Here is an 18,824-nt window from a genome sequence, read left to right as displayed (position 1 = left end):
ACCGACTCCGAGCCGACCAGAACAGGAACACCGTGACCGATATCCCGTCCGATCTGCACTACACCGCCGAACACGAGTGGGTTCGCCGCAGCGGGGAAGACACCGTCCGGGTCGGGATCACCGATTTCGCGCAGTCGGCGCTGGGCGACGTGGTCTTCGTGCAGTTGCCCGACGTGGGCACCGAACTCAACGCCGGGGACCCCTTCGGTGAGGTGGAGTCCACCAAGTCCGTGTCCGACCTGTACGCGCCGGTTTCGGGCAAAGTGTCCGCGGTCAACGGTGAGCTCGACGGCTCGCCGCAATTACTCAACTCCGACCCGTACGGCGAGGGCTGGCTGCTGGAACTGCAGGTGGACGCCGGCGACGTAGGAGCGCTGGACTCGGCCATCGCCGGCCTGCTCGACGCCGAGGCCTACCGCGGCACGTTGGCCGAATGACGATTGCTAACCTGCCGAAAGCGTTTCGCGGCAGGAGCTAGGACAAGCCGGGGTGTCGGGCTTACGATCCTGCAGGGGTTGGCACATCGCGAACCCGTGCGCGGTACGGTCGAGCATCAGGTACTTGAAGCGGTAAACAGCAGTACATGCGGTAGATCGATTGGGAAACCGGCCGAACTCGGCCCGGTTCAGATAACGCCACAGCGGCCAGTGAGGAGCAGCGGGTGACGGAAAACGAGCAGAGTGACGAAGTCACGGTGGAGACGACTTCGGTCTTCCGCGCCGACTTCCTCAACGAACTGGACGCGCCCGCGCAGGCGGGTACCGAGAGTTCGGTATCGGGCGTGGAAGGTCTGCCGGCCGGGTCGGCGTTGCTGGTCGTCAAACGCGGGCCGAACGCCGGCTCCCGCTTCCTGTTGGACCAGGCCATCACCTCGGCCGGCCGCCATCCCGACAGCGACATCTTCCTCGACGACGTCACGGTGAGCCGCCGGCACGCCGAATTCCGGTTGGAAAGCGGCGAGTTCAACGTCGTCGACGTCGGCAGCCTCAACGGCACCTACGTCAATCGCGAACCGGTGGATTCGGCGGTGCTGGCCAACGGCGACGAAGTCCAGATCGGCAAGTTCCGGCTGGTCTTCCTGACCGGTCCTAAAGGTGACGACGACGGGGGATCCGGAGGCTAGTGGGCGCACCCGATAGCCCGGCACTGTCCGGGATGTCGATCGGGGCGGTCCTGGACCTGCTGCGGCCGGACTTCCCCGATGTCACCATCTCCAAGATCCGGTTTCTGGAGGCCGAAGGGCTGGTGACGCCACAACGTGCGGCGTCGGGCTATCGCAGATTCACCGCGTACGACTGTGCGCGGCTGCGCTTCATCCTGACCGCCCAGCGCGACCACTACCTGCCGCTGAAGGTGATTCGGGCACAGCTGGATGCTCAACCCGACGGCGAGCTGCCGGCCATCGGATCTCCTTACGGCGTACCACGATTGGTGTCGGTGGCAGACAACGGCGCCGAGTCGGCCCCGGATTCGGCTGCGGTGTCGCCGGCCGGCATCCGGCTCAGTCGCGACGACCTCCTCAAGCGCTCCGGCGTCGACGCTGCGTTGCTGACGGCCCTGCTGAAGGCGGGGGTGATCACCACCGGTCCGGGCGGCTTCTTCGACGAACACGCCGTCGTGATCCTGCAGTGCGCGCACGCCCTGGCCGACTACGGCGTGGAGCCAAGGCATTTGCGTGCCTTCCGTTCCGCCGCGGACCGGCAGTCGGATCTGATTGCCCAGATCGCCGGACCGCTGGTCAAAGCGGGCAAGGCCGGCGCGCGGGACCGCGCCGACGACTTGGCCCGCGAAGTCGCCGCACTGGCGATCACGTTGCACACCTCACTGATCAAGTCCGCCGTCCGCGACGTACTGCACCGCTGAGGACTAGACTTCCGTTCGACGGCAGCGGGCGTGTGCGGAGGGCAGACACTGATGGGTGAAGTTCGTGTTGTCGGCATTCGTGTCGAGCAGCCGCAGAACCAGCCGGTGCTGCTGCTGCGCGAGACAAACGGTGACCGGTACCTGCCGATCTGGATCGGCCAGTCGGAGGCCGCGGCCATCGCGCTGGAGCAGCAAGGTGTGGAGCCGCCCCGCCCGCTCACCCATGACCTGATCCGGGATCTCATTGCCGCGCTTGGGCATTCGCTCAAAGAGGTGCGCATCGTCGACCTGCAGGAGGGCACTTTCTACGCCGACCTGATCTTCGATCGCGACATCAAGGTGTCCGCCCGGCCATCGGACTCGGTGGCGATCGCGCTGCGGGTCAATGTGCCGATCTACGTCGAAGAGTCGGTCCTGGCCCAGGCGGGTTTGCTGATTCCGGACGAGGGTGACGAAGAGGGCGGCGGCGCGGTCCGCGAGGACGAGGTGGAGAAGTTCAAGGAGTTTCTCGACAGCGTCTCGCCGGACGACTTCAAGGCCACCTAGCTGGCGCGAGTAGTGGGCTCGAGCAGACGTGAAAGCCCCTCATTTGGGCACGAAATGGGGGCTTTCACGTCTGCTCGCCGGGGGAAACCGGTACCCACCGAACATCACGGATGCGTCTCATATCACACAACGGATTGTCGACACGCCTACCGGATGTCACCCGCTCACCGGGGCGGCAGCCATACTTTGATGACGAGTTGATGATTGACCCACAGCACGACAGGCACCGGACAGCGTATGCTCTCAGACACTCGGGCCTGAGCTAACGTGGCTGCGGGGGCAGCCAGTGACGCAGCTTGTGACAACAGCGCGATCGGCGAGAGGATGCACCGTGAGCGAGCAGCCACGTCAAGGACAGCTTGACCTTGCCGATCACCCGGCCGCCGAGTCGACGCCCGCCGCCGTGCCTGCCCAGCCGGTCCAGCCCGGCCTGTTCCCCGACGATTCGGTGCCCGACGAACTGGTGGGTTACCGCGGGCCCAGCGCCTGCCAGATTGCCGGTATCACCTACCGCCAGTTGGACTATTGGGCACGTACCTCTTTGGTGGTGCCCTCGATCCGGGGCGCGGCCGGGTCGGGTAGCCAGCGGCTCTACTCGTTCAAGGACATCCTGGTCCTCAAGATCGTCAAGCGCCTCCTCGACACCGGGATCTCGCTGCACAACATCCGGGTCGCGGTCGACCATCTGCGCCAGCGCGGTGTGGAGGACCTGGCCAACATCACCCTGTTCTCCGACGGCACCAGCGTGTATGAATGCACCTCGGCCGAGGAAGTCGTCGACCTGCTGCAGGGCGGCCAGGGCGTGTTCGGCATCGCCGTCTCCGGCGCGATGCGCGAGCTGACCGGCGTGATCGCCGACTTCCCCGGCGAGCGCGCGGACGGCGGCGAGTCGATCGCGGCTCCCGAGGACGAGCTGGCTTCGCGGCGCAAGCACCGCGACCGCAAGATCGGCTGACCGCACCCGCGGAGTAAACTGGTTGCCGCATCGCCCCCGCGCGGGAGAGTTCTGTGGCCGCCAGCTACGGACGCCGAAGGAGCAATACCTCTCCGTCAACCTCTCAGGCACCCGGACCGCGCCGGACAACGATGCCTCTGGAAAGCGGTGACGACCGGTCTGGTCCTCACCCGCCGATGGGGAAAGGCGCACTCGACCGCGCTGAATCTCTCAGGCGCCCGGTGCCCGGGTAAAGACAGAGGGAGAGGACCCGTCGTCGCGTCCTCTACCGGGAGATCCATGTCTGAGCCAACATTCGCCGACCGCCACATCGGACTCGACGGCGACGCCGTCGCCACCATGCTTGCCGTTATCGGCGTCGACTCGCTCGACGCGCTGGCCGCCAAGGCGGTCCCGACCGGCATCCTGGACAAGCTGGACAACTCCGGCGCCGCGCCCGGTCTGGACCGGTTGCCGCCGGCGGCCACTGAGTCCGAGGCGCTGGCGGAGTTGCGGGCGCTGGCCGACAGCAACACCGTTGCGGTGTCGATGATCGGGCAGGGCTACTACGACACCCTGACCCCGCCGGTGCTGCTGCGCAACATCATGGAAAACCCGGCCTGGTACACCGCCTACACGCCGTATCAGCCCGAAATCAGCCAGGGTCGGCTGGAAGCGCTGCTGAACTTCCAGACCATGGTCACCGACCTGACCGGCCTGGAGATCGCCAACGCCTCGATGCTCGACGAGGGCACCGCGGCCGCCGAGGCCATGACGTTGATGCACCGTGCGTTCCGGGGACCGTCGAACCGGTTGGCGGTCGACGTCGACGTGTTCGCCCAGACCGCGGCGATACTGGCGACGCGGGCCAAACCGCTGGGCATCGAGATCGTCACCGCCGACCTGCGCGACGGGCTGCCCGACGGCGAATTCTTCGGAGTCATCGCGCAGCTGCCCGGGGCCAGCGGCCGGATCACCGACTGGAGCGCGCTGGCGGCACAGGCCCACGACCGCGGCGCGCTGGTGGCGCTCGGCGCCGACCTGCTGGCGCTGACCCTGATCAAGCCGCCCGGTGAGTTCGGCGCCGACGTCGCGTTCGGCACCACCCAACGGTTCGGTGTGCCAATGGGATTCGGCGGCCCGCACGCCGGCTACCTGGCGGTGCACGCCAAGCACGCCCGCCAGCTGCCGGGGCGCCTGGTCGGAGTGTCCAAAGACGCGGACGGCAGTGACGCCTATCGCCTGGCATTGCAGACCCGCGAACAGCACATCCGCCGCGACAAGGCGACCAGCAACATCTGCACCGCGCAGGTGCTGCTGGCGGTGATGGCGGCGATGTACGCCAGCTATCACGGCGCCGACGGTCTGACGGCCATCGCGCGGCGCGTGCACGGCCACGCCGAAACCATTGCCGGGGCGCTGGGCGAGGCTGTGGTCCACAACCGATTTTTCGACACGGTGCTGGCCCGGGTGCCGGGCCGCGCCGACGAGGTGATTGCCGCGGCCAAGGCCGACGGTGTCAACCTGTGGCGGGTGGACGCCGACCACGTCTCGGTGGCCTGCGACGAAGCCACCACGGACGCTCACGTGGCGGCGGTGCTGGCTGCGTTCGGCACGTCTGCCACCGAAGCAACCGCGACCGACATCGCAACGCGCACAACGGAATTCCTGACCCATCCGGCGTTCACCCGATACCGCACCGAGACGTCGATGATGCGCTACCTACGCACGCTGGCCGACAAGGACATCGCGTTGGACCGCAGCATGATTCCGCTCGGGTCCTGCACCATGAAACTCAACGCGGCCGCCGAGATGGAGCCGATCACCTGGCCGGAGTTCGGACGGCAGCATCCGTTCGCGCCGGTCACCGACACCCCGGGACTGCGTCGGCTGATCGCCGACCTGGAGTCCTGGCTGGTGGCCATCACCGGCTACGACGCGGTCTCGCTGCAGCCCAACGCCGGCTCGCAGGGGGAGTACGCCGGCCTGTTGGCGATCCACGACTACCACGCCAGCCGCGGGGAACCGCACCGCGACATCTGCCTGATCCCGTCCAGCGCGCATGGCACCAATGCGGCCTCGGCGGCGCTGGCCGGCATGCGGGTGGTCGTGGTGGGGTGCCTGCCCAACGGCGACGTCGACCTGAACGACCTGCGCACCAAGGTCGGCGAGCACGCCGAGCGACTGTCGGCGCTGATGATCACCTACCCGTCCACCCACGGCGTGTACGAGCACGACATCGCCGACATCTGCGCCGCCGTGCATGACGCCGGCGGCCAGGTGTACGTCGACGGCGCCAACCTCAACGCGCTGGTCGGGCTGGCCCGCCCCGGCAAGTTCGGCGGCGACGTCAGTCACCTGAACCTGCACAAGACGTTCTGCATCCCGCACGGCGGTGGCGGTCCGGGCGTCGGGCCCGTCGCGGTGCGCTCGCACCTGGCGCCTTTCCTGCCCGGCCACCCGCACGCGCCGGAGCTTCCGCAGGGACATCCGGTGTCGGCGGCGCCCTACGGGTCGGCTTCGATCCTGCCGATCAGCTGGGCCTACATCCGGATGATGGGCGGTGACGGGCTGCGGGCGGCATCGCTGACCGCGATCGCGTCGGCCAACTACATCGCCCGCCGTCTCGACGAGTACTTCCCGGTGCTTTATACCGGCGAGAACGGCATGGTCGCCCACGAGTGCATTCTCGATCTGCGCGGCATCACCAAAGCCACCGGCGTGACCGTCGACGACGTCGCGAAACGCTTGGCAGACTATGGTTTTCACGCGCCGACCATGAGCTTCCCAGTGGCCGGCACCCTGATGGTCGAGCCCACCGAAAGCGAGAGCCTGGCCGAAGTCGACGCGTTCTGCGAAGCGATGATCGGCATCCGTGGCGAGATCGACCGGGTCGGCAGCGGGGAGTGGCCGGTGGACGACAATCCGCTGCGCGGCGCGCCGCACACCGCCGAGAGCCTGCTGGTGTCCGACTGGGACCACCCCTACACCCGGGAAGAAGCCGCCTACCCGCTGGGCAAGGCGTTCCGCCCCAAGGTGTGGCCGCCGGTGCGGCGCATCGACGGCGCCTACGGTGACCGCAACCTGGTGTGTTCGTGCCCGCCGGTGGAGGCGTTCGCCTGACCGGTCAGCCGAATCGGTCGATGATCGCTTCGGCGATCCGAGCGGGCTCGTCCTCCTGGATGTAGTGCTTGGCCGTCGGCAACTCGACCAGCACGTGATCAGGGAACGCGGCCCGCATCCGTGGCAACGACGGGCCCGGTCGGAACGCGAAGTCCTTCATGCCCCAGATCAGCAGTGCCGGCCGGGCACCCAGCTTGGCGGGCACCTCCGTGGCCAGCCGCTCCAGCAGGGGAGCGGCGGCCAGGATCTCTCTGGGCATCTGCGCCACGCCCAACCGGTCGGCCGGCGTGGGCTGAACGGCCCGATAATGCTGCATCACCGCGGTATTGAGGTGGCGCTGCGTGCCCGCCGGGATCAGTCGCTCGACGAAGAAGTTGCGTTGCACGATCGCGTACTGCATCGGCGGACTCGACATCACCCGACTGAAGATCTTCGTGGACAGCACGTCGGTGGGCCAGAACCAGGTATTGCCCAGCACGATTCCGCGGACCCGGTCGGCGCGCTCGGTCGCGACCGCCATGCTGATCGGACCTCCCCAGTCCTGGCCCATGGTGACGTAACCGTCGAGTCCGAGCCGGTCGACGAGTTCGCCGACGACGCGCGCATGTTCGTCGATGCGGTACCCGAAGCCCGCCGGCCGCTCGGACAGGCCGAAGCCCAGGTAATCCGGTGCGACGCAACGGAACCGGTCGCGCAGCGCCACGATGATGTCGCGGTACAGAAAGCTCCAGGTCGGGTTGCCGTGGCAGAACAGGATGGGCGGGCCGTCGCCTTCGTCGACGTAGTGGATGCGCCCGCGGGAACTGTCGAACCAGCGCGACCGGAAGGGGTACAGCCCGGGATCCGGCGTGAAGTCGACCATCGGTCAGCTCAGGAAGTTGTTGACCGCGGTGGCCAGTTCCGGCGTCGCCGACGTCGGCAGGTTCTGGTAACTGCCGCCGCTGAGTCGGGCGACGGCCTCCCAGGTGGCGCGGTCCGGGTCGCCGCCGAAGTCGATGACGTTGACCGCGACCGGTCTGGCCGGGTCGTTGGCGTTCTTGATGAACTCCTGCAACCCGGGCCCGTCCAGAGACTGGTCGGTGTGCGGTCCGGCGGTGATCACCAGGATCGAATTGTCTTGCCCGGCACGGTAATTGGCCAGCATCTCCTGATAGATCATGCGCAGCGTGGTAAACGACACCGCGCCTCCACCGGACGAGTACTGCCGGTCCAGTGCCCCAAGCAGCGCCGCCGAACGCGGCTGGCCGTTGACCTGGTCGGTCAGCGGACCGGCTGCCACCTCCGAGCGGCCCTCGTGGCCGTCGAACGTCCACAGGCCGATCACCGCGGTCGGGGGCAACGCCTTGATCCTGTTGCTGAGCGCGGCGACGACGTTGGCGAGGCGGGTCTTGCCGCCGCCTTCATCGACCGGCAACGACTGGTCGAGCATGATGGTCGCGGCCACCCCGGCCGAAGGCGAGGCCATGGTGTCGGCCAGCGTGGCCCGGGTCGCCTCGTCGCCTACCGACAGCGTCGCCGGTATTGCCGGGAAGGTGGTCACCGGGCTGCTCGGCGGTTTGACGCCGTCCGCCCGGAATCCGGCCTTACCCAGCTTGGCCAGCTGCTCGGGCTTGTGCAGGAACCGGGCGAACTCACTGGCCGCCGTCGTCTGCACCTGCGACAACCACGACCCGCTGAGCAGCACCGTCGGATAGTCGGCGACCGCGACCGGCCCCGGCGGAGTCGACGAAGCCAGTTTGCTCTTGGCATCCGGCGTCGACTGGCCGCGCTGGAACAGCTGCTGCTCGGTGGTGACCACCGCATGCACCGGCGCCGCTGCCACGTCCCCGGCTTTGAGCAGCGCGTTGAACGCCTCGTTCAACGAGTCGTCGGCGAGCTTCGGTTGCGCGTTCATCAGGGTGCGTACCGCACCCATGCCGGCGTCCGGTGGGGACCCCGCGGGCGCCGACGCGGCCGCTATGGCCTCACCGGCCAGGAAGGACGCGTCGCTGTTGCCGGTGATCGGCATCGCCAGGCGCAGCGACCCCCACGACGGCTGATTGAGTCCGGCCATCGAATTGGGGTTGGACTGCAGGCCCGGCAGCGCGGCCCAGTCCTGTTTGGCCAGTACCTGCTGAAACTCCGGCCGGATGGCCAGCACTACCGGTGAGGTCACCAACGAGCGGCTGTCACTGATGGTCTGCTTGCCCGTGGCCCCGGCCAGCCGTGCCGCGGACACCGAACTGCCCGGGATCCACAACCCCGGCTGGTTTCCCAGGTCACCCGGCCATTTGCCGACGAACCCACTCAGGATCGCGTCGGAGCCGGCCGACTTGACGGTCACGGTGACGCAGCGGTCACCGATCGGGCCGGCCTGGGCGTTGTAGCTGTCGGCCAGCCCTTTGATCGGGTCGACGATGGAAGGATCGGTCAGGACGGCGACGGAATCCTTGCCTCCGACGCAACGCGCAGCCGCCGAGTGCGACCGATTCGACAACGCGTCGCCGATGAACCGCCACAAGATCACTCCTGCGACCACTAAGACCACGGTGACCAGCGCCACGATCACCCCGACGCTCACCCCACGTCGGCCGCCGCTGCTGCGGTGCCCGCCCTGCCAGTCGTTCTGGCCACGCTGACCGGCGCTGAACAGCGGGGGAGGAGGCGTGGCGGCCGAAGTCTCCGACGACGGCGGTTCCGCATCTGGCTCCCGGAAACCAAAGTCGGGATAGTCGTCGGCACCCGCATCCGCGTCGTCGGCGCCGCGGTCCTCGTCCGGATACTGGGGTTCTGTCGAGAACGGCGACCAAGCGCTTTCGTCCCGGTAGCCGAAATCCTGGGACGGCGCAAGGTCCGGCGGCTGCTGCTCGGGCTCGGATCTGCCGGCGGCCGGCTCGGCGCCGAACTCTGAATCCTCTTCTGGGACCGAATCTTCGGGATCGGGCTTGCTGTGCCTACCCACCCGCGCGGGCCTTAAATTCCCGACGGCGGCGGTGCAGGATCGGCTCGGTGTACCCGCTGGGTTGCTGACCGCCGGACAGGATCAATTCCTCGGCGGCCAGGAACGCGATGCTGTCGTCGAAGTCAGGAGCCATCGGCCGGTAAGCCCGGTCGCCCTCGTTCTGCTTGTCGACCAGCGGCGCCATCCGCTCCAGGCTGGCCCGGACGTCCTCGCTGGTGATCACGCCGTGACGCAACCAGTTCGCGAGCAGCTGGCTGGAGATGCGCAGCGTCGCGCGGTCCTCCATCAGGGCGGTGTTGTGAATGTCGGGCACCTTGGAGCAGCCGACGCCCTGCTCGACCCAGCGCACCACGTAGCCCAGGATCGACTGGCAGTTGTTGTCGACCTCCTCGCGGATCTCCTCCGGCGCCCAGGCCAGCTCTTTGGCCAACGGGATGGTGAGCAACTCTTCGATCGTCGTACGCTTCTGACCCTGCAGCTCGTCCTGTACCTCGCCCACGTCGACCTGGTGGTAGTGCATGGCGTGCAGGGTGGCCGCGGTCGGCGAGGGCACCCACGCGGTGGTGGCGCCGGCCTTGGGCTGGCCGATCTTCTGCTCGACCATGTCGGCCATCAGCTCGGTCATCGCCCACATGCCCTTACCGATCTGTGCCTTGCCTTTGAAGCCGGCGGCGAGCCCGGTGTCGACGTTGGCGTCCTCGTAGGCCTTGATCCAGACGCTGTTCTTCATCGCGCCCTTGCGGATCATCGGGCCGGCTTCCATGGACGTGTGGATCTCGTCGCCGGTGCGGTCCAGGAATCCGGTGTTGATGAACACGACGCGGTCGGCGGCCGCCTTGATGCAGGCCTTGAGGTTGACCGTGGTGCGGCGCTCTTCGTCCATGATGCCGACCTTGAGCGTGCCCGGAGGCAACCCGAGGACGTCCTCGACGCGGCTGAACAGCTCGCACGTAAAGGCGACCTCGTCGGGTCCGTGCATTTTGGGCTTGACGATGTACACCGAACCCGTGCGGCTGTTGAGTAGCGGGCCGTTCTGGTCGCCGCTGCGCAGGCCGTGGATCGCCGCCAGCCCGGTGAACAGCGCATCCTGGATGCCCTCGGGCAACTCGTTGCCCTCACCGTCGACGATGGCGTCGTTGGTCATCAGGTGGCCGACGTTGCGCACGAACAACAGGCTGCGCCCGGGCAGGGTTAGTTCGCCGCCGTCCGGCCTGGTGTAGGTGCGGTCGGCGTTGAGCCGGCGGGTGAAGGTCTTGCCGCCCTTGTTCATCTCCTCGGCCAGGTCACCCTTGTTCAGGCCCAGCCAGTTGCGGTAGCCCAGCACCTTGTCGTCAGCGTCGACCGCGGTCACCGAGTCCTCGAAGTCCATGATCGTGGTGATCGCCGACTCCAGCACCACGTCCTTGATGCCCGCGGCGTCGGTCTTGCCGACCGAGTCCTCCGGGTCGATCAGGATCTCGATGTGCAGCCCGTTGTTGACCAGCAGCACCGACCAGCTGGGTGACCCGAGTTCGCCGCGGTACCCGGCGAACTTCTCCGGGCTGGCCAGGCCGGTGGACTGGCCGCCGGCGTCGATCTGCAACTGGCCGTCGACGATGCTGATACCCGTCGCGTCCGACCACGAGCCCGACGCGAGCGGCACGGCACCGTCCAGGAACCGGCGGGCATAGGCGATGACCTTGTCGCCGCGCACCTGGTTGTAGCTGGTGCCCTTCTCGGCGCCGTCCGCTTCGGAGATGACATCGGTGCCGTAGAGCGCGTCGTACAGCGAGCCCCACCGCGCGTTGGCGGCGTTCAATGCGAAGCGCGCGTTGAGCACCGGGACCACCAGCTGCGGACCCGCGGTGCTGGTGATCTCGTCGTCGACGCCGGAGGTGGTGATCGTGAAGTCGTCCGGTTCGGGCTGCAGATATCCGATCTCGGTGAGGAACTGCCGGTAGGCCTCCGGATCGAGCGGCTCGAGCACCCGGTGCCGGTGCCACTTGTCGATCTGGGCCTGCAGCTCTTCGCGGGTCTTCAGCAGTTCCTGGTTGCGGGGGGTGAGGTCGGTGACCACCTTGTCCACGCCCGCCCAGAAGCTGTCCGGATCGATGCCGGTGCCGGGCAGGGCCTCGTTGTTCACGAAGTCATAGAGGACCCTGGCAACTTGCAAGTTGCCCTGGGTAACCCGCTCGGCCCCGCGATCAGTCATGATGATTCTCCTCCGTAATGGCCTTTACCGGCCCCTCAGCACCCTCGCACCGCCCTCTGCTGGACCCAGTTAGCTACCGTCAGCCTACCGAGCGGCAGCGTGACGAGCGTAGCCTGGCCGATTCGCCGTACCAGGTCATGGCGCGCTGACGGGTTGGCCCGCGGCAAGGTTGCGAGCACGGTGAATTGCTTTGTGGCAACGCTCATGAGAACGCCCAAATCATACGGGGCTACTGGCCACTCAATCGCGGGGCGCCACGTCACGCATGCTTCCCACCAGGTCCTCCACCAGGTCTTCCAGCGCCACCAGCGCGACGACTTCGTTCCCGGCCGCGCCGTCACTGGCGGTCACCAGCGCCAGGTGGCTGTTGCTGCGACGCATCCGCGACAGCGCATCGGGCAGTCCCAGCGACTCGGGCACTTGCGGCAGGGCTCGGACCAGGGCCCGGTCGATCACGGTCTGGGGGTCGTCGCCGAGCGCGAGCACGTCTTTGATGTGCAGGTACCCGATGTAACTGCCGTCGCGGTCGACCACCGGAAAACGGGAATAGCCGGTCTGGGCCAGGGCCTGCTCGACGGCACCGATGGTGGGTCCCGAGCCGGCCTCGGCCACCGACACCGCATGAACCTTGGCCAGCGGCACCGCGACGTCACCGACCACCCGGCTGCGGATCTGCAGAGCCCGGGTCAGCCGGACGTGTTCCTCGTGGTCGAGCAGACCTTCGGACAGCGATTCGGCGATCAGCTCGGACAGTTCCGCCGTGGATACGGTGCTGTCGATTTCGTCCTTGGGCTCAACGCCCAGCAGCCGCAATATCCCATTGGCGCACTTGTTGTAGAACACGATGATCGGTCGCGCGACACGCACGTAAGGCAGGTACGCCGGGACCAGCAACATCGCGGTGCGTTCCGGACCGGCCAGCGCGATGTTCTTGGGCACCATCTCGCCCAGCAGCACGTGCAGGGTCACCACGAGCGCCAGCGCGACCACGAACGCCAACGTGTGCATCAACGCCGGGTGGATGCCGGCCAGGCCGAGCCAGGTTCGCAACACCTGGGCCACCGCCGGTTCGGCGATCCGTCCGAGCAGCAGCGAGGACACCGTGACACCCAGTTGCGCACCCGCCAGCATCGCCGGCAGCTGTTCGCCGGCCCGGATCACCGTCACGGCGCTGGCCCGGCCCTGTTCGGCCAGCGCCTCGAGGCGGTCGCGCCGCGCCGAGATGAGGGCGAACTCGGCACCCACGAAGTAGCCGTTGAGCGCGATCAACAGGACCGCCAACAGCAGTGCCAGGAGGGAGTTCATCGGCTGCCCCGGTGCGAGCCGGTATCGGGCGCACCGACCTCGGTGAGCTCGAGCTGGTCGATACGGCGGCCGTCCAACTCGACCACCTTCGCCTGCCAGCGCACCGACTCGTCGGGCAGGCCGTTACGGTCCAGCGAGGGCAACTCGACCGATTCGCCGGCCTCCGGAATGTGTCCGAGCTCCCGCAGTACCAGCCCGCCGATCGTCTCGTAGGGCCCCTCGGGAGCGCGGTAGCCGGTCGCGGTTTGCACCTCGTCGATCCGCAGTAGGCCCGAGACCCGCCAACCACTGCCGGATGCCACCACATCGGGTGTCGCGTCGTCATGTTCGTCGCGGACGTCTCCGACGATCTCCTCGATCAGGTCCTCGACGGTGACCATGCCTGCGGTGCCGCCGTACTCGTCGACCACCATGGCGGTCTGCAGCGGATGCGCGCGGATCGCCGCCAGCACCGCGTCGCCGTCCAGCGTCGACGGCACCACCGCGACCGGTCGCGCGACCGTCGTCAACAGCCTGGTCGCCCGCTCGGCCGGCGGGACCGCGAACACCTGCTTGACGTGCACGATGCCGACGGTCTCGTCGAGGTCGCCGCGCACGACGGGAAACCGCGAAAAACCCGTGTCGGCGACGACGGCGATCAGGTCGGCGACGGTGTCATCGGTCTGCAGGGCCACGATCTTGGGCCGGGGGGTCATCAGCTCCTCGGCCGTGCGGGCGCCGAACTGCAGCGAGCGGTGCATCAACGCCGCCGTGACGTCATCCAGCGACCCGCTGCGCGCCGAGGTGCGCACCAGCGACACCAGCTCCTGTGCCGTGCGGGCCGAGCGCAACTCCTCGGCCGGCTCGATGCCCAGTCGGCGCACGATCCAGTTGGCCGCCCCGTTGGTGAGCCGGATCGCCGGGGTGAACACCACCGAGAACAACCATTGCGGGAGCACGACGGCGCGGGCGGTGCGCAGCGGTCGGGCCACCGCCAAATACTTGGGGACCAGTTCACCGAAGATCATCGACACCGAGGTCACCACCACCAGCGCGAGAAACCCGGTGACGGCACCGGCCAGCCGATCGGGAGTCCCCAGCCGGTCCAGCCACGAGTGGGGGAGATCGGCCACCAGCGGCTCGATCAGATAGCCGGTACCCAGGGTGGTGATCGAGATACCCAGCTGCGCGCCCGACAGCTGGAACGACAGCCGGCGGTGGGCACGCCGGATGAAGCGGTCCCGACCGGCGCCGCTGCGGGCATTGGCCTCCACGACGCTGCGATCCAACGCCGTCAACGAGAACTCCGCGGCGACGAACACCGCGGTCCCCAAGGTGAGCGCCAGAATGGCCAGCACGCTGACCACGGTGCTGGAGTGGTTCATCAGCGTTTCACCAACCGGTGGGCAGCGGATGCCCCTCCGCAAACCCCGCGGCCGACTGCACGCCGACCACCGCCCGCTCGTACAACTCCTCCAGGTTCGCCGCGCCCACGTAGGTGCAGGTGCTGCGCACACCGGATGTGATGTGATCGATCAGGTCCTCGACGCCGCCGCGGTCCGGGTCCAGTCCCATCCGCGACGTCGAGATACCCTCTTCGAACAGCGCTTTGCGGGCGCGGTCGAACGGGCTGTCCGCGCCGGTGCGGGCGACGACCGCCCGCTTGGACGCCATCCCGTAGCTCTCCTTGTACGGCTGGTTCTCCCGGTCACGCATCAGATCGCCGGGGGACTCGTAGGTGCCGGCGAACCAGGACCCGATCATCACGTTGGACGCTCCGGCGGCCAGCGCCAGGGCCACGTCCCGCGGATGCCGGATACCGCCGTCCGCCCACACGTGGCCACCCAAATCCCTTGCAGCAGAAGAACATTCGACGACAGCAGAGAACTGTGGGCGGCCGACGCCGGTCATCATCCGGGTGGTGCACATCGCACCCGGACCCACCCCGACCTTGACGATGCCGGCACCGGCTTCGATCAGGTCGCGGGTGCCCTCGGCGGACACCACGTTTCCGGCGGCCAGTGGGATACCCAGATCCAGCGCGGCGATCGCCTTGATCGCCTCAAGGGCCTTGACCTGGTGCCCGTGTGCGGTGTCGATCACCAGCAGGTCTACCCCGGCCTCGGCGAGAGCCTGAGCTTTGGCTGCCGCGTCGCCGTTGATACCGACGGCCGCACCGATGCGCAGCCGGCCCGCGGCGTCGACGGCCGGGTGGTAGATGCCGGTGCGGATCGCCCCGGTGCGGGTCAGCACACCGGCCAGAGCACCGTCGGGACCGGTCACCACCGCCACGTCGATCGGCGCGTGTTCGAGCAGGTCGAAAATCTTGCGCGGTTCGGTGCCCACCGGCGCGGTGACGAAGTCCGTGGCCGCGACGTCGCGCACCCGGGTGAACCGGTCCACCCCCACGCACGATGCCTCGCGCACCACGCCGATCGGCCGGCCCTCGAACACCACCACCGCGACGCCGTGGGCGCGCTTGTGGATCAGCGCCAGCGCGTCGGACACCGAATCGTCGGGCGCCAGCATCACCGGCGTATCGAGCACCAGGTCGCGGCTCTTGACGAACTGCACCATCTGCTGCACCGCGGGGATCGGCAGATCTTGCGGCAGGATCACGATGCCGCCGCGGCGGGCGACCGTCTCGGCCATGCGGCGTCCGGCGACGGCGGTCATGTTGGCGACCACCACCGGAATGGTGGTCCCGGAACCGTCGACGGTGGACAGGTCGACGTCGAACCGCGACGCCACCTCCGACCGGTTCGGCACCACGAACACGTCGTTGTAGGTCAGGTCGAACGTCGGGCGGTGCCCATCAAGGAACTTCATCGTGTCAGGCAGGAACTTCGCTTCGGTCTCCGCTCCACAGGGTGTGGAACTTCTTGCTTCGGTCCTCGTCGGTGCGGCCATAGGTGTGCGCGCCGAAGAAGTCACGCAGGCCCTGGGTGAGCGCGGCGGGCAGCCGTTCGGTCCGCAACCCGTCGTAGTAGGACAACGCCGACGAGAACCCCGGAATCGGAATACCCAACTGTGTGGCAGACACCACCACCCGACGCCAACTGTCGATGGCCGCCTCGATCGCGCTGCGGAAATAGGGGGCGACGATCAACGTCGGCAGGTCGGGGTCCTCGTCGAACGCGTCCTTGATCCGGTTGAGGAACTTGGCCCGGATGATGCAGCCGCCGCGCCAGATGGTCGCCAGATCGCCTGGGGTGAGGTCCCAGCCGTATTCGGCGCTGCCGGCCTGGATCTGGTTGAAGCCCTGGGCGTAGGCGATGATCTTCGACGCGTACAGGGCTTTCTTGACGTCCTCGACGAACTGCTCGGGGTCGGCCGGTTTGTCGCGCAGTTCGCCGGAAGCCAGTCCGGTGGTCGCCTTGCGCTGAGCCACCGAACCCGACAGCGCACGAGCGAACACCGCCTCGGCGATGCCGGTGACCGGCACCCCGAGATCCAGCGCCGACTTCACCGTCCACCGGCCGGTGCCTTTCTGCTCGGCCTCGTCGACGATGACGTCGACCAGCGGTTTGCCGGTCTTGGCATCGGTCTGGCGCAACACCTTGGCGGTGATCTCGACCAGGAAGCTGTCCAGGTCGCCCTTGTTCCATTCGTCGAAGACGTCGGCGATCTCCGCCGCCGATTTGTCCAGTGCATCGCGCAGCAGCTGGTAGGCCTCACCGATCAGTTGCATGTCGGAGTATTCGATGCCGTTGTGCACCATCTTGACGAAATGCCCGGCGCCGTCGGGACCGATGTGCGTGCAGCACGGCACGCCGTCGACGTGCGCGGAGATCTCTTCGAGCAGTGGCCCCAGCGATTCGTAGGATTCGGCCGGCCCGCCGGGCATGATCGACGGTCCGTTCAGCGCCCCCTCCTCGCCGCCGGAGATCCCGGCGCCGACGAAGTGCAGGCCCCGCTCGCGGATTGCCTTCTCCCGACGGATGGTGTCGGTGTAGAGGGCGTTGCCGCCGTCGATGATGATGTCGCCTTCTTCCATCGCGTCGGCGAGCTTGTTGATGACGGCGTCGGTGGGGTCACCGGCCTTCACCATGATGATGACGCGTCGCGGCTTTTCCAGGGCGGCAAGGAATTCCGGGATCGTCTCGGTGCGGACGAAGTTGCCGTCCGAGCCGTGCTCTTGCAGCAGCGCGTCGGTCTTTGCCACTGATCGGTTGTGCAGCGCGACGGTGTAGCCGTGCCGGGCGAAGTTGCGGGCCAGGTTCGAGCCCATCACCGCCAGGCCGGTGACTCCGATCTGCGCGGTCGCGGTTGGCGAATCCGACGAACTCATGTCCTGCCTCTCGGGGTTGGCGAACTATTGCTCGAGCATGTGCGGAAGCTGTTCGGAAACACACTGTCACAACGGACTGACGGCGTTACACGGGTGGGCTCGGCCTAGACGCTGACCAATCGGTGCAGCTCGGTCAGCCAGGGCACGGCCAGCGCGATGGTGGGCACCACCAGGACCGCCGCCGCCGCCAGGTAAGCGGCCACCGACAACATCAGACTGTTCGGGCGGCCGGACAACCGGCGCACCCGAACCACGGTGCTGGGTCCGCCCGCGGCCAGCGCCCCCGACGGCGCCCGTCCGGACGCGCAGGCGACCAGCGCCCGGGCCAGCGGGGTGCGCCCGGTGACCCGTACCGCGGTGTCGTCGGCCAGCAATTCCACCAGCAGTCGCACCGCTCCGAGCGCGTTGGCGCTGCGCACCACACGGGGGAAGGCGGCGTGTACGGCGGTGAATGCCTCCAGCACGAGGTCGTGACGGGCCCTCAGGTGGGCCCGCTCGTGGGTCAGGATCGCGGTGACTTCGGCGTCGGTCAGCGTGTTGAGCGCCCCTTCGCTGACCACGACGCGGCTGCGCACCCCGGGCAGGCAGTAGGCCAGGGGTTGCTCGACGTCCAGCACCCGCAGGTCGCGGGTGCGCGCACACGGTTGGGCGCGCACCGAATCCCGCCCGACCAGATCCACCACCATGCGGTGGTGCGCCCGTCGGCGCCGGGTTGCGATGGCGACCCGGAGCACCGCCACCATGAGTCGGATCCCGACCAGGACGGTCAGGGCGAAGACGGTGAGGTAGGCGGCCCACAGTGGCCACCCGAGGCGGCTCTCGGCGTCCAGGATCCCGGCAGTGGGCCGACCGTCCGGACCGGGCATCAGCAGCCTGCTGGCGATGGCGATGCCGGCACTGAATGTCGAGAGCACCGCGGCCAGCGCGACGGCCTGCCAGAGCACCATCGCGGCCCGGGGAGCGCGCAACGGCCACGCGGCGCGGGCCAACACAGCCGGTGTCGGGCCGGCCAGCAGCACCGCGAGGATGGTGAAGGCCAGCGCGGACACGCTGTAATTGTCCCTCAGTCGTCGGCCGGAGGTCCAGCAGATGGCGAATTGCGGTGGTGCGCTTCCAATTCGGCGAGTGCGCGGCGCAGCGCATCGGCCTCGTCGGCCCCGACACGTTCGACGAAGTGCACCAGCGCGGCTTGCCGACTGCCGGAGTCCTGCGCCTGGGCGAGCGCGTCGACCATCAGCCCGGCGACCAGTTCGTCCCGGCCGTGGACTGGGGCGTAGCGGTGCGCCCTGTCGTCGCGGATCTGGGAGACCAGGTTCTTTTTCGCCAGCCGCTGCAAAACGGTCATCACGGTGGTGTACGCGAGGTCGCGGCGCGCCGACAACGCTTCGTGCACCTGGCGTACGGTCTGCGGTTCGGTCATGGACCACAGGTGATCCATCACGGCCCGTTCCAGATCCCCCAGCCGCGTCAGCTTGGCCATAGTTCATCTCCTGAGCGTTGGTACCAGCGTACTCCGGCTTACTACCGAGTGTCGTACCCGATGTTGCGCGAATCGGCATTTCGTTGAACGACTCTTCCAGACACCCTACGCAATCAATGCTTGCAATATTAGGGCAGCCTTGCCTATGCTAACTGTGGTCGAGCAACAAGG

The 18,824-nt window shown here is 67.8% G+C and carries 14 protein-coding genes, 1 pseudogene and 2 riboswitches; of the genes and pseudogenes, 6 read left to right on the top strand and 9 right to left on the bottom strand.

Annotated features, from left to right (window positions below; all coding sequences use genetic code 11):
• The first annotated feature begins 32 nt into the window (after nt 1–32).
• From gcvH to gcvP, 6 genes are all read left to right on the top strand, one after another.
• Nucleotides 33–437: a glycine cleavage system protein GcvH gene (gene gcvH / locus AC5Y47_RS04670; protein WP_499942410.1), complete on the top strand. Its 405-nt coding sequence runs from the start codon at nt 33–35 to the stop codon at nt 435–437.
• Between the two features lie 224 nt (nt 438–661).
• Nucleotides 662–1,123 carry a glycogen accumulation regulator GarA gene (gene garA / locus AC5Y47_RS04665; RefSeq protein WP_499942409.1) on the top strand — a complete coding sequence of 154 codons (462 nt, stop codon included), beginning with the start codon at nt 662–664 and terminating at the stop codon, nt 1,121–1,123.
• The gene (gene ftsR, locus AC5Y47_RS04660; protein ID WP_499942407.1) at nt 1,123–1,863 is read left to right on the top strand and encodes a transcriptional regulator FtsR; all 741 of its coding nucleotides are present in this window, start codon (nt 1,123–1,125) and stop codon (nt 1,861–1,863) included. The genes garA and ftsR overlap by 1 nt, the downstream gene beginning before the upstream one ends.
• Nucleotides 1,864–1,914: 51 nt before the next feature.
• Entirely contained in the window at nt 1,915–2,409 is a 495-nt protein-coding gene (locus tag AC5Y47_RS04655; protein WP_499942406.1) for a bifunctional nuclease family protein, read from the top strand.
• A gap of 331 nt (nt 2,410–2,740) precedes the next feature.
• Complete coding sequence (locus AC5Y47_RS04650; RefSeq protein WP_499942405.1) at nt 2,741–3,364, top strand: MerR family transcriptional regulator; 624 nt, start codon at nt 2,741–2,743, stop codon at nt 3,362–3,364.
• Between the two features lie 31 nt (nt 3,365–3,395).
• A riboswitch (glycine riboswitch) is annotated at nt 3,396–3,493 on the top strand.
• Nucleotides 3,494–3,613, top strand: a riboswitch (glycine riboswitch).
• Nucleotides 3,614–3,643: 30 nt separating this feature from the next.
• Nucleotides 3,644–6,466: an aminomethyl-transferring glycine dehydrogenase gene (gene gcvP / locus AC5Y47_RS04645; protein ID WP_499942403.1), complete on the top strand. Its 2,823-nt coding sequence runs from the start codon at nt 3,644–3,646 to the stop codon at nt 6,464–6,466.
• Between the two features lie 4 nt (nt 6,467–6,470).
• Here gcvP and AC5Y47_RS04640 read toward each other — a convergent pair whose 3' ends face one another.
• From AC5Y47_RS04640 to blaI, 9 genes and pseudogenes are all read right to left on the bottom strand, one after another.
• The gene (locus AC5Y47_RS04640; RefSeq protein ID WP_499942402.1) at nt 6,471–7,328 is read right to left on the bottom strand and encodes a haloalkane dehalogenase; all 858 of its coding nucleotides are present in this window, start codon (nt 7,326–7,328) and stop codon (nt 6,471–6,473) included.
• Between the two features lie 3 nt (nt 7,329–7,331).
• Nucleotides 7,332–9,188 (bottom strand): annotated as a pseudogene (locus AC5Y47_RS04635) (substrate-binding domain-containing protein); the annotation flags it as partial.
• 211 nt (nt 9,189–9,399) lie between these two features.
• The gene (locus AC5Y47_RS04630; protein ID WP_499942401.1) at nt 9,400–11,598 is read right to left on the bottom strand and encodes a malate synthase G; all 2,199 of its coding nucleotides are present in this window, start codon (nt 11,596–11,598) and stop codon (nt 9,400–9,402) included.
• 240 nt (nt 11,599–11,838) lie between these two features.
• Complete coding sequence (locus AC5Y47_RS04625; RefSeq protein ID WP_499942399.1) at nt 11,839–12,903, bottom strand: hemolysin family protein; 1,065 nt, start codon at nt 12,901–12,903, stop codon at nt 11,839–11,841.
• Nucleotides 12,900–14,267, bottom strand: coding sequence for a hemolysin family protein (locus tag AC5Y47_RS04620; RefSeq protein ID WP_499942398.1), 1,368 nt, complete (start codon nt 14,265–14,267; stop codon nt 12,900–12,902). Before AC5Y47_RS04620 ends, AC5Y47_RS04625 begins: the two co-directional genes overlap by 4 nt.
• A gap of 7 nt (nt 14,268–14,274) precedes the next feature.
• Nucleotides 14,275–15,711, bottom strand: coding sequence for a GuaB1 family IMP dehydrogenase-related protein (locus AC5Y47_RS04615; RefSeq protein WP_499942396.1), 1,437 nt, complete (start codon nt 15,709–15,711; stop codon nt 14,275–14,277).
• A 4-nt stretch (nt 15,712–15,715) separates the two neighbouring features.
• Nucleotides 15,716–17,173 (bottom strand): NADP-dependent phosphogluconate dehydrogenase, encoded by a 1,458-nt coding sequence (gene gnd, locus AC5Y47_RS04610; protein WP_499942394.1) that lies wholly within the window; start codon nt 17,171–17,173, stop codon nt 15,716–15,718.
• 104 nt (nt 17,174–17,277) lie between these two features.
• Nucleotides 17,278–18,222, bottom strand: coding sequence for a M56 family metallopeptidase (locus tag AC5Y47_RS04605; protein WP_499942393.1), 945 nt, complete (start codon nt 18,220–18,222; stop codon nt 17,278–17,280).
• A 14-nt stretch (nt 18,223–18,236) separates the two neighbouring features.
• A complete protein-coding gene (blaI, locus tag AC5Y47_RS04600; protein WP_499942391.1) occupies nt 18,237–18,653 on the bottom strand; it encodes a transcriptional repressor BlaI in 417 nt (138 codons plus the stop codon).
• Nucleotides 18,654–18,824: the final 171 nt, after the last annotated feature.

The organism is Mycobacterium sp. NGS22 (genome assembly GCF_059813095.1).
This window is presented reverse-complemented; position numbering and strand designations above follow the sequence as displayed.

Coding starts and splice junctions, on each gene's coding strand:
- AC5Y47_RS04655 (WP_499942406.1), top strand. CDS start 1,915: ATGGGTGAAGTTCGTGTTGTCGGCATTCGTGTCGAGCAGCCGCAGAAC.
- gcvP (WP_499942403.1), top strand. CDS start 3,644: ATGTCTGAGCCAACATTCGCCGACCGCCACATCGGACTCGACGGCGAC.
- AC5Y47_RS04640 (WP_499942402.1), bottom strand. CDS start 7,328: ATGGTCGACTTCACGCCGGATCCCGGGCTGTACCCCTTCCGGTCGCGC.
- AC5Y47_RS04630 (WP_499942401.1), bottom strand. CDS start 11,598: ATGACTGATCGCGGGGCCGAGCGGGTTACCCAGGGCAACTTGCAAGTT.
- AC5Y47_RS04625 (WP_499942399.1), bottom strand. CDS start 12,903: ATGAACTCCCTCCTGGCACTGCTGTTGGCGGTCCTGTTGATCGCGCTC.
- AC5Y47_RS04620 (WP_499942398.1), bottom strand. CDS start 14,267: ATGAACCACTCCAGCACCGTGGTCAGCGTGCTGGCCATTCTGGCGCTC.
- AC5Y47_RS04615 (WP_499942396.1), bottom strand. CDS start 15,711: ATGAAGTTCCTTGATGGGCACCGCCCGACGTTCGACCTGACCTACAAC.
- gnd (WP_499942394.1), bottom strand. CDS start 17,173: ATGAGTTCGTCGGATTCGCCAACCGCGACCGCGCAGATCGGAGTCACC.
- blaI (WP_499942391.1), bottom strand. CDS start 18,653: ATGGCCAAGCTGACGCGGCTGGGGGATCTGGAACGGGCCGTGATGGAT.